The sequence below is a fragment of the Achromobacter ruhlandii genome, assembly GCF_002082135.1.
Lineage (GTDB): Bacteria > Pseudomonadota > Gammaproteobacteria > Burkholderiales > Burkholderiaceae_B > Achromobacter > Achromobacter ruhlandii.
Map to the genome: position 1 here is coordinate 6,164,470 of NZ_CP017433.1, position 14,092 is coordinate 6,178,561.

15 protein-coding genes are annotated in these 14,092 nt (G+C 68.2%); 10 read left to right on the plus strand and 5 right to left on the minus strand.

Translation table 11 applies throughout. The features are described from left to right. Nucleotides 1–61 precede the first annotated feature (61 nt). From AruCF_RS27910 to xerC, 5 genes are read left to right on the plus strand one after another with little or no spacing between them, the layout of a single operon-like run. Entirely contained in the window at nt 62–928 is an 867-nt protein-coding gene (locus AruCF_RS27910; RefSeq protein WP_049077060.1) for a lysophospholipid acyltransferase family protein, read from the plus strand. 47 nt (nt 929–975) lie between these two features. Next, nucleotides 976–1,866, plus strand: coding sequence for a lysophospholipid acyltransferase family protein (locus AruCF_RS27915; RefSeq protein WP_049077062.1), 891 nt, complete (start codon nt 976–978; stop codon nt 1,864–1,866). Nucleotides 1,867–1,918: 52 nt separating this feature from the next. After that, nucleotides 1,919–2,830: a diaminopimelate epimerase gene (gene dapF, locus AruCF_RS27920; protein ID WP_049077065.1), complete on the plus strand. Its 912-nt coding sequence runs from the start codon at nt 1,919–1,921 to the stop codon at nt 2,828–2,830. 4 nt (nt 2,831–2,834) lie between these two features. Then, nucleotides 2,835–3,512 carry a DUF484 family protein gene (locus AruCF_RS27925; RefSeq protein ID WP_049077067.1) on the plus strand — a complete coding sequence of 226 codons (678 nt, stop codon included), beginning with the start codon at nt 2,835–2,837 and terminating at the stop codon, nt 3,510–3,512. A 34-nt stretch (nt 3,513–3,546) separates the two neighbouring features. Continuing rightward, nucleotides 3,547–4,521: a tyrosine recombinase XerC gene (gene xerC, locus AruCF_RS27930; protein WP_049077069.1), complete on the plus strand. Its 975-nt coding sequence runs from the start codon at nt 3,547–3,549 to the stop codon at nt 4,519–4,521. 13 nt (nt 4,522–4,534) lie between these two features. Here the strand turns inward: xerC and AruCF_RS27935 are convergent, their stop codons facing one another. The 5 genes from AruCF_RS27935 to AruCF_RS27955 are packed head-to-tail and all read right to left on the minus strand — an operon-like array spanning nt 4,535 to nt 8,920. Further along, entirely contained in the window at nt 4,535–5,686 is a 1,152-nt protein-coding gene (locus tag AruCF_RS27935) for a nickel/cobalt transporter (RefSeq protein WP_049077071.1), read from the minus strand. Continuing rightward, nucleotides 5,677–6,360 (minus strand): DUF1007 family protein, encoded by a 684-nt coding sequence (locus AruCF_RS27940; protein ID WP_049077073.1) that lies wholly within the window; start codon nt 6,358–6,360, stop codon nt 5,677–5,679. Before AruCF_RS27940 ends, AruCF_RS27935 begins: the two co-directional genes overlap by 10 nt. Continuing rightward, on the minus strand, nt 6,321–7,316 hold the full coding sequence (locus AruCF_RS27945) for a metal ABC transporter substrate-binding protein (protein WP_049077075.1): 996 nt from the start codon (nt 7,314–7,316) through the stop codon (nt 6,321–6,323). The genes AruCF_RS27940 and AruCF_RS27945 overlap by 40 nt, the downstream gene beginning before the upstream one ends. Before the next feature lie 18 nt (nt 7,317–7,334). Beyond that, the gene (locus tag AruCF_RS27950) at nt 7,335–8,201 is read right to left on the minus strand and encodes a metal ABC transporter permease (protein ID WP_049077077.1); all 867 of its coding nucleotides are present in this window, start codon (nt 8,199–8,201) and stop codon (nt 7,335–7,337) included. Further along, nucleotides 8,198–8,920, minus strand: a complete 723-nt coding sequence (locus AruCF_RS27955; RefSeq protein ID WP_049077079.1) for a metal ABC transporter ATP-binding protein — start codon at nt 8,918–8,920, stop codon at nt 8,198–8,200. The genes AruCF_RS27950 and AruCF_RS27955 overlap by 4 nt, the downstream gene beginning before the upstream one ends. A 337-nt stretch (nt 8,921–9,257) precedes the next feature. Between AruCF_RS27955 and AruCF_RS27965 the strand changes: the two genes are divergently transcribed. The 5 genes from AruCF_RS27965 (at nt 9,258) to hslU (ending at nt 14,022) form a co-directional block, all read left to right on the plus strand. After that, complete coding sequence (locus tag AruCF_RS27965) at nt 9,258–9,761, plus strand: Fur family transcriptional regulator (protein ID WP_049077081.1); 504 nt, start codon at nt 9,258–9,260, stop codon at nt 9,759–9,761. Nucleotides 9,762–10,136: 375 nt separating this feature from the next. Further along, nucleotides 10,137–11,267 (plus strand): CobW family GTP-binding protein, encoded by a 1,131-nt coding sequence (locus AruCF_RS27970; RefSeq protein WP_049077083.1) that lies wholly within the window; start codon nt 10,137–10,139, stop codon nt 11,265–11,267. Nucleotides 11,268–11,393: 126 nt separating this feature from the next. Further along, a complete protein-coding gene (gene dksA, locus AruCF_RS27975) occupies nt 11,394–11,858 on the plus strand; it encodes an RNA polymerase-binding protein DksA (RefSeq protein WP_006389752.1) in 465 nt (154 codons plus the stop codon). Between the two features lie 215 nt (nt 11,859–12,073). Continuing rightward, nucleotides 12,074–12,613, plus strand: a complete 540-nt coding sequence (gene hslV / locus AruCF_RS27980; protein WP_006391917.1) for an ATP-dependent protease subunit HslV — start codon at nt 12,074–12,076, stop codon at nt 12,611–12,613. A 74-nt stretch (nt 12,614–12,687) separates the two neighbouring features. Continuing rightward, nucleotides 12,688–14,022 (plus strand): ATP-dependent protease ATPase subunit HslU, encoded by a 1,335-nt coding sequence (gene hslU, locus AruCF_RS27985; protein WP_049077084.1) that lies wholly within the window; start codon nt 12,688–12,690, stop codon nt 14,020–14,022. Nucleotides 14,023–14,092: the final 70 nt, after the last annotated feature.

Genomic DNA, 14,092 nt, shown 5'->3' on the forward strand with positions numbered 1-14,092 from the left:
GGGGGTGGGGTCTTTCCCTCGAGTACCGGTATTACCATGCCCGATATCACTCATTTGCCGCATGCTGCTCGCCCTGTTCCGCCTGTTCGCCGCCCTGCCCCTGCCCGTCGCGCACGCGCTGGGGCGCCTGCTCGGCCGCATTGCCTACGCCTTCCCGGGCAAGTACCGGCGCCGCCTGCGGGCCAACGCCACGCAGGCCGGCTACCCGGACGCGGCCTTCGCGCGCCGGGCGGCCGGCGAAGCCGGCGCCATGATCCTGGAAATGCCGCGAGTCTGGTTTCGCAATGAACAAAGCCTGGCCCAGGTCATCTCGGACGACAACGCGGTGGTGGAAGCCGCCCGCGCCGAAAACCGCGGCATCCTGTTCCTGACCCCGCACCTGGGCTGTTTCGAGATCACCGCGCGCTACCTGGCCCGCCTGATGCCCATGACCGTGATGTTCCGCCCGCCGCGCAAGGATATCCTGGCGCCGCTGCTGGAAACCGCGCGCAACAGTTCGGCCGTCAATGCCGTGCCCGCCACCATGCAAGGGGTGCGGGAATTCGTGCGTGCCCTGCGCCGCGGCGAATCGGTCGGCATGCTGCCGGACCAGGCGCCGGGCGTCGGCGACGGCGTCTGGGCGCCATTTTTCGGACGCATGGCCTACACCATGACCTTGCCCGGCAAGCTGGCCACCCAGACCGGCGTGCCGATCATCCTGACCGCCGGGGAACGCCTGCCGGACGGCCGTGGCTGGCGCATCCACTACGTGCGGGTGCCCGAGCCGCTGCCGGCGGACCCGCAGGCCCAGGCCGCGCTGCTCAACGCCGCCATGGAAACGCTGATCCGCCGCTGCCCGCAGCAGTATCTCTGGAGCTACAACCGCTACAAGACCCCGCGCGGCGCCCCGCCCGCGCCCGCCGAGGACACGGCCACGGCCTCCCGCTGACGCCGCCGCCCCGCCGCCGCCCTGGTCCCAAGCCCCACAATCCGCCCATGAACGAATCCAAAACGCGCACGCTGGTCAACCTGCTGAAATGGTTCGGCCGCATGCGGCCGTCCACGCGCCTGCGTATCGGCGCCGCGCTCGGCTGGCTGGCCATGCGCCTGGCCAAGTCGCGCACCCGCATCGTGCGCCGCAATCTCGAGCTGTGCTTTCCGGACCAGCCCGAGGAAGTGCGCGAACGCTGGGTGCGCGAACACTTCCGGGCGCTGGCGCAATCCATCGTCGACCGTGGCGTGCTGTGGTACGGCACGCCCGAAGCCATCAAGGACATGGTCACGCAGAGCGGCGCCGAACGCATCAACGACCTGACCGCCCAGGGCCGCTCGGTGATCCTGCTGGCGCCGCACTTCATCGGCCTGGACGCGGCCGCGACCCGGCTCACCATGGAAGTGCCAAGCGCGGCCACCATGTACACGCCGCAAAGCGATCCGCACATCGATGCGGTGGTGGCCGCCGGGCGCGCCCGCTTCAACGAGGTGTTCCTGGTCAGCCGCAAGGATGGCGTGCGCGAACTGATCCGCCACCTGCGCGCGCCGCGGCCGGTGTACTACCTGCCCGACATGGACTTCGGCCGCCAGGGCGCGGTGTTCGCGCCTTTCTTCGGCGTGCAGGCGGCCACACTGCTGGCCACCGCCCAGCTGGCCAAGAAATGGGACGCGGCGGTATTGCCGATCCTGGACTTCTGGAACCCCGAAACCGGCCGCTATCACGCGGAAGTCCTGCCGCCGCTGGAGAACTTCCCCGGCGACGACTCGCTGGAAGAGGCCACCGCGCGCCTGAACCGCGAACTGGAAGCCTGGGTGCGCCGCTGCCCCAGCCAGTACTACTGGGTGCACCGCCGCTTCAAGACGCGCCCGCCGGGCGAACCCAAGATCTACTGACCCGCATCCGAGTTCCCCCCGGGGCCGCGCGAAAGCGGTTTCCCCGGCCAGAATGGGCGATAATCCCCCCATGAACTGGAACTTCACCAAAATGCACGGCGCGGGCAACGATTTCGTCGTCCTCGACGGGGTCCGCCAGGCCATCGAGATGACGCCCGAGCGCGCCCGCGCCCTGGGCGACCGTCACTTCGGCATCGGCGCCGACCAGATCCTGCTGGTCGAACGCGCCACCCGGCCCGACGCCGACTTCCGCTATCGCATCTTCAACGCCGATGGCAGCGAAGTCGAACACTGCGGCAACGGCGCGCGCTGCTTCGTGCGTTTCGTGCACGAACAGGGCCTGTCCGACCGCAACCCCCTGCGCGCCGAGATCGCCACCGGCATCCTGGTGCTGGACGAAGGCGACGACGAGCAGGTCACCGTCGACATGGGCAGCACCCGTTTCGACCCGGCCGCGTTGCCGTTCGACACGGCTGGCCTGGCCTCGCGCACCGAAGGCCAGGACACACTCTGGCAGCTGGAGCTCGACGTGCCCGCCGGCCTGCCGCGCGGCGTGGCCCTGTCGGCCGTGGCCATCTCCAACCCGCACGCCGTGCAGGTGGTGGACAACGTCGAAACCGCGCCCGTCGCCATCGTCGGCCCGCTGATCGAAAACCACCCGCGCTTCGCCCGCCGCGTCAACGCCGGCTTCATGCAGATCGTCGATCGCCACCACATCCGCCTGCGCGTGCACGAACGCGGCGCCGGCGAAACGCTGGCCTGCGGCACCGGCGCCTGCGCCGCCGTCGCCGCCGGCATCCGCCGCGGCCTGCTCGATTCCCCGGTGCGCGTGCAGACGCGCGGCGGCGTGCTGACCATCGCCTGGAATGGCGACCAGCTGCGCATGACCGGCCCCGCCGAATCCGTCTTCACGGGCCAGGTCGATATCGACAAGCTCGTCTTCTCCATGGCGCTGAACCGATAACCCCATGACCGATACCGCTTTCACCGCCCAGGACATCGCCACTTTCCTGCAGGAACACCCCGGCTTCTTCGACCAGCACGCCGACGTTTTCGCCACGCTGCAGGTGCCGCATCCGCACGGCTCGCGCGCCATCTCGCTGGGCGAACGCCAGATCCTCACACTGCGCGAACGCAATCGCGAACTCGAGTGGCGCCTGAACGAACTGGTGCGCAACGCCACCGCCAACGAAACCATCGGCGGCCACATTTCCAAGTGGTGCTGCCGCCTGTTGTCCGAACCTGACCCGCAGCGTGTGCCCGGCGAGATCGCCCTGGGCCTGGCCGAACAATTCGACCTGAACCACGTGGCGTTGCGCCTGTGGAACCTGCCCGAACTGCCCGAGACCGGCTACGGCGAACCCGTCAGCCAGGACGTGCGCACTTTCACCGACAGCCTGAAGACGCCCTATTGCGGCACCGACACGGCCTTCGAGGCGGTCGCCTGGCTGGACGCCAAGCCCAAATCGCTGGCGCTGGTGCCGCTGCGCCTGGAGGCCGACGGCGCCAGCGTCGGATTGCTGGTGCTGGGTTCGGACGACGCCGAACGCTTTACGCCCGAGATGGGCACCGCGTTCCTCGAATCCATCGGCCAGCTGGCCTCGGCCGCGCTGCACCGGTTGAACCCGGCCGCGCCCAAGGCGTAAGCGCACCATGAGCACGGGAGCCCCGGAACACGCCATGCAGGATCCGGCGCCGGATGCTCCCCTGCCCGATCCGATGGCCGCCTGGCTGCGCCATCTGGAAAGCAACCGCCGTTATTCTCCCCACACGCTGGACGGCTACCGGCGCGAACTGCGTTTCCTGCATGCGCTGGCCAAACGCGCCAGACTGCCGCTCGACCAGCTCGGCAACGGCCACATCCGGCAATTCGTCGCACGACTGCACGCCCAGGGCCGCGGCCCGCGCAGCCTGGCCCGCACGCTGGCGGCCTGGCGCGGCTTCTACCAATGGTGGGCGCCCGCCATCGGGCTGGCCGGCAATCCGGTGGCCGGCGTGCGCGCGCCCAAGGCGCCTCGCGGCCTGCCCAAGGCCTTGTCGGTGGAGCAGACCCAGGCCCTGCTCGACCGCGCGCCGGCAAAGGTCGCGACCGAGCCGGCCGCGCTGCGCGACCAGGCCATGTTCGAGTTGCTGTATTCCAGCGGCCTGCGCCTGTCGGAACTGGTCGGGCTGGATCTGCGCTACACACGCTCGGCCGACCACGAATCGCGCGGCTGGCTGAACCTGGACGAAGCCGAGGTCATCGTGCTGGGCAAGGGCGGCAAACGCCGGTCGGTTCCGGTCGGCCAGGCCGCCCTGGCGGCGCTGCGGCGCTGGATCGAGGCGCGCCCGCAACTGGCGCCGCCGGCGGCGTCGGCGGACGACGCCGCCGCGCTGTTCCTGGGCGCGCGCGGTCGGCGCATCTCGCCGCGCGTCGTGCAACTGCAGCTGGCGCACATCGCGCAGGCCGCCGGCCTGCCAACCCACGTGCATCCGCACGTGCTGCGCCACAGCTTCGCCAGCCACGTGCTGCAATCGGCCCAGGACCTGCGCGCCGTGCAGGAAATGCTGGGCCACGCCAACATCTCCACCACCCAGATCTATACCCGGCTCGACTTCCAGCACCTGGCGCGCGCCTACGACCAGGCGCATCCTCGCGCCGGTCGCAAGTCCTGAGACCGGCGCGCGTTCAACCGCCCCCTGCCAGCATGCCGCCCAGCAGCAGCACGCCCAACGCCAGCACCGCCAGCGCGGCCAACGCTTCCACCGCGTAGCGCAGCCGCGCCGCCGCCGCGCTCGACAGGCGCGTGCCCAGCGCATCCGCCGCGCCCCCGGCCGCGACCGCCAGGCAGGCCAGCGCCGCCACGGTCAAGCCCGTGCCCAGGCCCATCGCCAGCGCCGAAGCCACGCCCGCCAGGTAAAACCCCTGCGACAGCGCGAATACCAGCACGATCAGCGCGCCACTGCACGGGCGCAGGCCCACGGCAAGAATGGCGGACCCGGCGCGGCGCCAGTTCAACGGCCCCGCCATCTGCTCCGCCGGCGGCACGTGGGCATGGCCGCAGCCGCAGGCGTCGTCATGATGCGGGTGATCATGGCGGTGGTGCCCATGGACGTGTGCGTGTTCGTGGAGCGCCGGCTGAGCGCGTGGCGCGGCGGCCTGCACCGTGATCGCGCGCAGCGCCGCGGCGCCCTTCAATCCCGGCCCGCCGGCGACCGCCGGCGCCGCGGGCCGGGCCGGCGCAGACGCGACACGCGCGGCGGACGACCGTCGCCGCCACAGCGGCCTGATCGCCTTGACCCACACCAGCCACGCCCCCAACAGCGTTACCAGCGCATACGACGCCAGCTCCAGCCAGCGTGTCGCCTGGTTCATGGAAGCCGCCGTGGCGTTGAACACCAGCGCCAGCACCGCCACCATCGAAATCGCCACCAAGGCCTGCACCAATGACGACAGCAACGCCAGCAGCGCGCCATTGCGGGCGGTCTGTCGATTGGCCAGCACATACGACGAAATCACCGCCTTGCCATGGCCCGGCCCCAGGGCATGGAACACGCCATAGGCGAACGACAGGCCAATCAGCAGCCAGCCGCCGCCATCGGCCTGCCAGGCGCGCACCGCCGCCGTGAGTTGGCGGTAGAAATGGGTCTGCCATGCCGACACCTGGCCGAAAAAGCCCGCCAGCCAGCCGGGACCGCCCAGGCCTGCGCCGCCGCTCTCGGGCACGCCGAAGGGATGCGCGCCCTGCGCCGCTGCCTCCCCTGCCCAGGCCAACGCAACGAACAGGGCCAGCAGCCACGCGAGCGTGACGGTTGGCGGACGGCCGCGCGCTACGGGCATTGCACCTCGATACGATGCGTCAGGCCCTTGGTGATGGCGAAAAGCTCCTCGGGCAACGCCTCCGGATCGGCCGGGATCGCGGCCAACTGCTGCATGGTGTTCCAATCCAGTTCCTTGGGCTTGCGGTAAGCCTGCTTGCAGGCTGCCGCGCCAGGCCCTTCCAGCGCGACCGCCCCCTTTTCATCGAAGGCGTAGGCAACGAAGTACGTCGGATCGTAGATATCGACCTGCGCCCCCGCGGCGTCCGGCGCGACGGGTTCGGCCAGCGGCAACGTGAACGCCAGCGCCAACCGCCCGGTCTTCGGATTCCAGGTCACGCGCGCATCGCGCGGCGCGGCGAACGCCGCACTCTTGCCCGCCACGGTGACACGCGTGAAATAGTGCGACACCGGCTCGCCCAGCGCCTTCATCCAATCCTGCGCCATGCCCTTCAGGGTGTCGTCGGGCAGCGTGCCACCCTTACCCTTCTTGAGCCCCTGCGTGGCATAGGCGCCGAACATCTCATCGAACTGCCAGACCTGCCGCACCGCGGTGACCCGATGCTGTTCGTCCAGGTCGATCACCGCGCGGGCGTCGATCCACATATGGGGATGCGCGCTGGCGGCGGTGGCCGCCAGCGCGCCCGCCATGGCGCTCAGGGCTGCAAGGCCGCGGCGAGCTGACGTACGTTCCATTCAAACATTTCCAGATAGGTGGCGCCGGGCTGTCCGGGCTTGGACAGCGCATCGGAATACAGCGTACCACCCACCTTGGCGCCGGTTTCGCGCGCGATCTGCTGCACCAGGCGCGGGCTGGTGATGTTCTCGACAAACACCGCCGGCACCTTGTCGCGCTTGACCTGCTCGATGATGCGCGCGACGTCGCCAGCGGACGGCTCGGCCGCGGTCGAGATGCCCATCGCGGCGATGAAGTCCACGCCGTAGGCATCGCCGAAATAGCCGAAGGCATCGTGCGACGTGACCACCTTGCGGCGCTCGGCCGCAATCGCGGCGAAGGTCTTGCGCGCGGCGGCATCGGCGGCCTGCAGCCGGGCGACATAGGCGTCGGCGCGCTTGCGGTAGGCATCGGCGTGAGCCGGGTCGGCCGCGGCCAGGCCCTCGGCGACATTGCGCGCATAGATCACGCCGTTGGCCAGGTTCTGCCACGCGTGCGGATCGGCGTCGCCATGATGATGGTGGCCGTCATCCGCGCCATGGGCATGGCCATGATCGTGGTCGTGGTGGTCGGCGCCATGGCCATGCTCCTTGTCGCCATGGCCGGCGAACTTGCGCGGCGTCACGCCCCGGGATGCCACCACGGTGGCCCCGTTGAAACCGGACGCCTTGACCAGTCGCGGCAACCAGGCCTCGAAGTCCAGGCCGTTGACGAACAGTACCTTGGCTGCCGCCAGCTTCTTGGCATCGCCTGGAGTGGGTTCGTATTCATGGGCGTCGCCGTCCGGCCCGACCAGGATGTCAAGCCGGACGTCAGCGCCGCCGACCTCGCGCACGATGTCGCCGAGGATCGAGAAACTGGCCACGACCGGCAACGGTTCGGCGGCATGCGCCGCGCCAAAGGTCGCGGACAGCCACAAGCCGGCCGCCGCGAGTAAGGCGCGGCGGCGCGACAGCGCCGGCAGAATGGAACGCATAGCGAATCTCCTTGAGGTTCAGGCCCGGCGCGATCGGCGCGACGCCCGCAGCAGCCCGCCATGCGGGCCGCCAACGATGGAAAACAGATAACAGACACCCGCCGCCAGAATGATGGCGGGCGAGGCCGGCACGTTGAAGTGGTAGGACACCAGCAGGCCGACGATCGAGGCGGTCACGCCGATACCGGCGGCCAGGGGGATCTGGCCGGCCGCGGAGCGCATCCAGAATCGGGCGGCCGCGGCCGGCAGCATCATGATGCCGACCACCATCAGCGTGCCCAGCACCTGGAACCCGGCCACCAGGTTCACCACCACCAGCACCAGGAAGCTCATGTGCACCCAGCCGCCCCGGCCGCCGCTGGCGCGCAGGAAACCAGGGTCCAGGCACTCGGCCACCAGCAGGCGGTAGAGCCCGGCCAGCGCCAGCAGCGTGACGCTGGCGGTCGCCGTCACCAGCAACAGCGCATCGTCATCGAGCCCCAGCACCGTGCCGAACAGCACGTGCAGCAAGTCCATGTTGGAGCCGCGCAGCGACACCAGCAGAACCCCCAGGCCCAGCGAGATCAGGTAGAACGCGGCAAAACTGGCGTCTTCGCGCAACGGCGTGAGCCGAGCCACCAACCCCGCCAGCAGGGCCACGGCCAGCCCGGTGACGATGCCGCCCAGCATCATGGCGCCGAGCGACAGGCCGGACAGCAGGAAGCCCGCCGCCACGCCCGGCAGGATGGCGTGCGACATGGCATCGCCCATCAGGCTCATGCGCCGCAGCACCAGGAATACGCCCAGCGGCGCCGCGCCCAGGGAAAGGGCGCTGGCGCCGGCCAGCGCGCGCCGCATGAAACCGTAGTCGAGAAAGGGCGCCACGGCCCATTGCAGCGCCGTCATGCGAAGGCCCTCGTATGCCATTGGCGCGCCGTTCTCAGGTGCGTCTCGCTCAGCGCCATCCCGGTCTCGCCCCAGGCCACCACCGAACCGGACAGGAGCAGGCATTGCGGAAAGTGATCGCGCACCAGGTCCAGGTCATGCAACACGGCGATGACCGAGCGTCCCTGCCCGTGCAGGTCGCAAAGCAGGGCCATCAATTCGTCGGCGGTATGGCTATCGACGGCGGTGAACGGTTCGTCCAGCATCAGCACGGGCGCATCCTGAACCAACATGCGGGCAAAAAGCGTGCGCTGCATCTGGCCACCGGACAGCGTGTCGATGCCGCGGCCGGCCATGTCCGCCAGGCCCACGGTCTCCAGCGCGTGCATGCAGCGGTCGATTTCCTCGCGACCGTAGCGGCGCCAACTGCCGACCCGGCGCCAGGCGCCCAGCGCCACCAGGTCCAGGACCTTGGCGGGAAAGGCGCGGTCGAGTTCGGCGGCCTGCGGCAGCCAGGCCAATTCGGACCGCCCCGCGCCACCGATGGTGACGCTGCCGGCCATGGGCCGCAGCACCCCCATGATTCCCTTGATCAGCGTCGACTTGCCGGCGCCGTTGGGGCCCACCACGGCTGTCATCGCGCCGGGCTCGAAACGGCCCGAGATGCCGCGCAGGGCCGTATGCCCGTGCCAGCCGAAGGACGCATTGCACAGTTCGATGGCGACCGGCGCGGCCTTCATCGCGGCCACCAGTCCAGTGCCCAGCCGGTCAACGCCCACAGGGCAGCGGCCGCGGCCACCGCATAGGCCATGCGGCGCCAAGCGGAAGCGAGGAAGGCGGAACGGAAGGAAGTGCACGGGTCCGGCGCATTGCCGCGGTGCGGGGGTAGAAGCGAAGAGCGGGACATGGAAACGGCAAGCAGCAAAAACTGGAAAATGGCGCCGGCTGATTGAGCATATTATGTTATATCATAACTAATAAACCGGGATCGGTTGGTTTTGCCCGTAGCCAGTTGTTTTCTGCTACCTTCCTGACATCTCGCGCGTCGCGCGCGTCCCTATTCAGATGAAGCCCGCCATGCCCGCTCCACCCCGTTCTCCCCGCACTGACACCGTAGGTGCCCAACTCAGCGTCGCTGAAGCGCTGTGCGAACAGCGCGGCCGCCGCCTCACGCCCATCCGCCGCAAGGTGCTCGAGCTGCTGCTACGCCACGGCCGCAGCCTCAAGGCCTACGAGTTGCTCGACGCCATGCGCGAAGTGCACCCTGGCGCCGCGCCTCCCACGGTCTACCGCGCCCTCGACTTCCTGATGGACGAAGGCCTGATCCACCGCCTGGATGCCGTCAACGCCTGGAGCGCCTGCCACGACGTCGGCGGCGCGCCGCACGACCTGCTGGTGGTCTGTACCGCGTGCGGCGCGGTCGCCGAGATCTCCGATCCCGCCATGAGCCGCCAACTGGCCGAACGCGTGGCCCAGACCGGCTATGTGCTGGCCACCCACGAGACCGAGATCCGGGCCCTCTGCCCGCAGTGCCAGAAGAAGCAGCCCGCGGACGCCGGGCATCATCACCACCATCACTGACGGGGCCTGTCCCTGCCCGCTGCCGGACCCGCCACAGGCGATCAGGCAGCGGGGGCCGACGCCTCGCTCGTCGCGCGCTTTCCATCCGGCCCTTGAAATCCGGAAAATTGCCCCAAAATAGTGATATCGCCCGATACTTGACGGCGTACAGCCGCGATCTGGGCGGCTACGGCCCCCGGGTTGGCCCGGGGTTTGCCCCCCGCCCCCGACTGTGCTGTAATCCTGCGTCCGGCCGCGATAGGCGGCCCTCGCAGCCTGTGGCAGTAACATCGGTCGAGCGATGTCTGGCAGGCACTCGGCACCCACTGCCGGCCGCCAGACCCAGCGCTTGACCCCCGTGTTTAACCGCCTTTACTTCACGCAAGCAGCTTCGCCATGAACACCCCGCGCAGTTTGGACAAAATGGTTCCCGTCACCATCCTCACCGGCTTTCTCGGTGCGGGCAAGACCACCCTGCTCAAACGCATCCTGACCGAATTCCACGGCCGTCGCGTCGCCGTCATCGAAAACGAATTCGGACCGGAAAGCATCGACAACGACCTGCTGGTCCAGGACAGCGATGAAGAAATCATCGAGCTGTCCAACGGCTGCGTCTGCTGCACGGTGCGCGGCGACCTGATGCGCACCCTGTCCGACCTGCGCGCCAAGCGCGAGGCCGGCGCCCTGAATTTCGAACGCGTCATCCTGGAAACCACCGGCATGGCCAACCCCGGCCCGGTGTGCCAGACGTTCTTCATGGACGACGACATCGCCGAGTACTACCGCCTGGACGCGGTGGTCACGGTGGTCGACGCCAAACACGGCATGGCGACGCTGGACGAACAACCCGAAGCGCAGAAGCAGGTCGGCTTCGCGGACCGCATCCTGATCTCCAAGAAGGACCTGGTCAACGACGTCGACTACGAAGCGCTGCGCAACCGCCTGCTGCGGATGAACCCGCGCGCGCCCATCACGCCGGTCAACTTCGGCGACGCCGACCTGAAGTCGATCATCGATATCAGCGGCTTCAACCTGAATTCCATTCTGGACATCGACCCGGACTTCCTGGCCGATGAGCACCCCGATGCCGCCCACAGCCATGCCCACGGGCACGGCCACGATCATGATCACGGCCACGACCACCACGGTCACGACCATGACCACGATCACGACGGCGAATGCGGGGCGCACTGCAATCACGCGCATCATCACCACCCCAAGCACGACGACGAGATCGGCGCCTTCGTGTTCCGCTCCAACAAGCCGTTCGATCCTGCTCGCCTCGAGGAATTCCTGGGCGGCGTGGTGCAGGTCTATGGCCCGGACCTGTTGCGTTACAAGGGCATCCTGTACATGAAGGGCATCAACCGCCGCATGTTGTTCCAGGGTGTGCACATGATGATGGGCGCCGAACCCGGCAAACCGTGGACCGCGGCCGAAAAGCCGTCCACCAAGATGGTCTTCATCGGCCGCAAGCTGCCCCAGGAGATTTTCACCCGGGGCTTGGAGCAGTGCCTGGCGGGGTAATCCCCTTTTTGGATACGTGACGCGGTGCGACGAAGGCAGTACTGTGAGGGTACGAATAGCGTAGGCAGCAAACACGGACCGGGAAGACAAGCCCGCGCCAGGATCGATTCATAGTGGAGTGTTTTCATGGCTACCAAGGCAGCAACCAAAAAATCAAGCAAGTCGACGAGCGATACGGCGATTGATCTGCCCAGCGAGAAGGAATTGCTGGCCATGCCCGAGTCCGACTACATGAACGAACGCCAACTGGCGTTCTTCAAGGAACGGCTCAAACAACTCGAACAGGACATCCTGGCCAACGCCGGCGAAACCACCGAGCACCTGCGTGAAACGCAGTTCGTGCCCGATCCCGCCGACCGCGCCACCATCGAGGAAGAACACGCCCTGGAGCTGCGCACCCGCGATCGCGAACGCAAGCTGCTCAAGAAGGTGCAACAGTCCATCGCCCGCATCGACAGCGGCGAATACGGCTGGTGCGAGGAAACCGGCGAACCCATCGGCATCCCGCGCCTGTTGGCCCGCCCCACCGCCACCCTGTCGCTGGAAGCGCAGGAACGGCGCGAAATGCGGCAGAAGCTGTACGGCGACTGATCCGTCCCGTTATTCAAGCGCCACATCGAAAGGCTATGCTGGTTTCCAGCATGGCCTTTTTTTCATTGCTGGGCCGCCTCATGCCAAGAATGCCCCTCTCACCGGGAAAGGCGGCCGGCAGAAGGCGCGGCGTGGGCGCCTCCATTCTTCCTCGGCCCGCAAGCCTTGATTTCGTTCGCTTCGCCCCCAGCTAGTCCTTTCAAAGGAAGGAACGCATGGAACAATTTCACGCCACCACCATCGTGTGTGTGCGCCGCGGCAACCGCGTCGCACTGGGCGGCGATGGCCAGGTCACCCTGGGCAACATCGTCATCAAAGGCACGGCGCGCAAGATCCGCCGCCTGTACCACGACAAGATCCTGGCCGGCTTCGCCGGCGCCACCGCCGACGCATTCACGCTGCAGGAGCGTTTCGAGGCCAAGCTCGAAAAGCACCAGGGCAACCTGATGCGCGCGGCCGTCGAACTGACCCGCGACTGGCGCACCGACCGCGTCCTGCGCCGGCTCGAAGCCATGCTGATCGTGGCCGACGCCGAGCACACGCTGGTGCTGACCGGCAACGGCGACGTGCTCGAACCCGAGCACGGCCTGGCCGCCATCGGCTCGGGCGGGGCCTATGCCCAGTCCGCCGCGCTGGCGCTGCTGCGCAATACCGACCTGGCGCCCGAGACCATCGTCAAGCAATCGCTCGAGATCGCCGGCGACCTCTGCATCTACACCAACCAGAACCACGTCATCGAGACGCTGGGCGACTGACGCGCGCCTCGCGGCGCCCACCCGGCGCCGCGGCCCGTCCTCCCAGCATCGCCCCGCTTCAAGGATCCGCCCTCATGTCCGCTTCCAACATGACGCCCGGAGAGATCGTCTCCGAACTCGACAAGTACATCGTCGGCCAGAACCGCGCCAAGCGCGCGGTGGCGGTGGCCCTGCGCAACCGCTGGCGCCGCCAGCAGGTGGCCGAGCCGCTGCGCCACGAGATCCACCCCAAGAACATCCTGATGATCGGCCCCACCGGCGTGGGCAAGACCGAGATCGCGCGCCGCCTGGCCAAGCTGGCCAACGCGCCGTTCATCAAAATCGAGGCCACCAAGTTCACCGAGGTGGGCTACGTCGGCCGCGACGTCGACACCATCATCCGCGACCTGACCGAATACTCGATCAAGCAGACCCGCGAGCTGGAAATGCGCCGCGTGCGCACCCAGGCCGAGGACGCCGCCGAAGACCGCATCCTCGACGCCCTGGTGCCGCCGCCCCGCGGCGCCTCGGGAGAGCCCGAGCGCGGTGAAGACAACAGCGCTCGCCAGACCTTCCGCAAGCGCCTGCGCGAAGGCAAGATCGACGATCTTGAGATCGAAATCGAAGTGGCCCAGGCCGCGCCGCAGATGGACGTCATGACGCCTCCAGGCATGGAAGAAATGGCCGAGCAGCTGCGCGGCATGTTCGCCGGCCTGGCGCGCGACAAAAAGAAGTCCAAGAAGATGAAGGTGCGCGAAGCCTTCAAGCTGATCGTCGACGAGGAAGCCGCCAAGCGCATCAACGAGGAAGACCTGCGCACCGTCGCCATCAACAACGTCGAGCAGAACGGCATCGTGTTCCTGGACGAGATCGACAAGATCGCTGCGCGCCAGGAAAGCGGCGGCGCCGACGTCTCGCGCCAGGGCGTGCAGCGCGACCTGCTGCCGCTGGTCGAAGGCACCACCGTCAACACGCGCTACGGCATGGTCCGCACCGACCACATCCTGTTCATCGCCTCGGGCGCCTTCCACCTGGCGCGCCCGTCCGACCTGATTCCCGAGCTGCAGGGCCGCTTCCCGATCCGCGTCGAACTGGAATCGCTGACGGCCGAGGACTTCGTGCGCATCCTGGGCGATACCGACGCCTCGCTGACCAAGCAATACACAGCGCTGCTGGCCACCGAGGACGTGCAGCTGGAATTCACCGACGAAGGCGTGCGCCGCCTGGCCGAACTGGCCTACGAGGTCAACGAGACCACCGAGAACATCGGCGCCCGCCGCCTCTACACCGTGATGGAAAAGCTGCTGGACGAACTGTCGTTCGACGCCACCGCCTCCAGCAACAAGACGGTGAAGATCGACGCCGCCTACGTCAACGCGCAGTTGGCCGAAGCCGCCAGCAGCCAGGACCTGGCCCGCTACGTGCTGTAAGGTCCGCGCCCCGGCCCTGGCCGGCGGCACAGACACGAAGGCCCGCCGCAAGCGATTGCGGTGGGCCTTT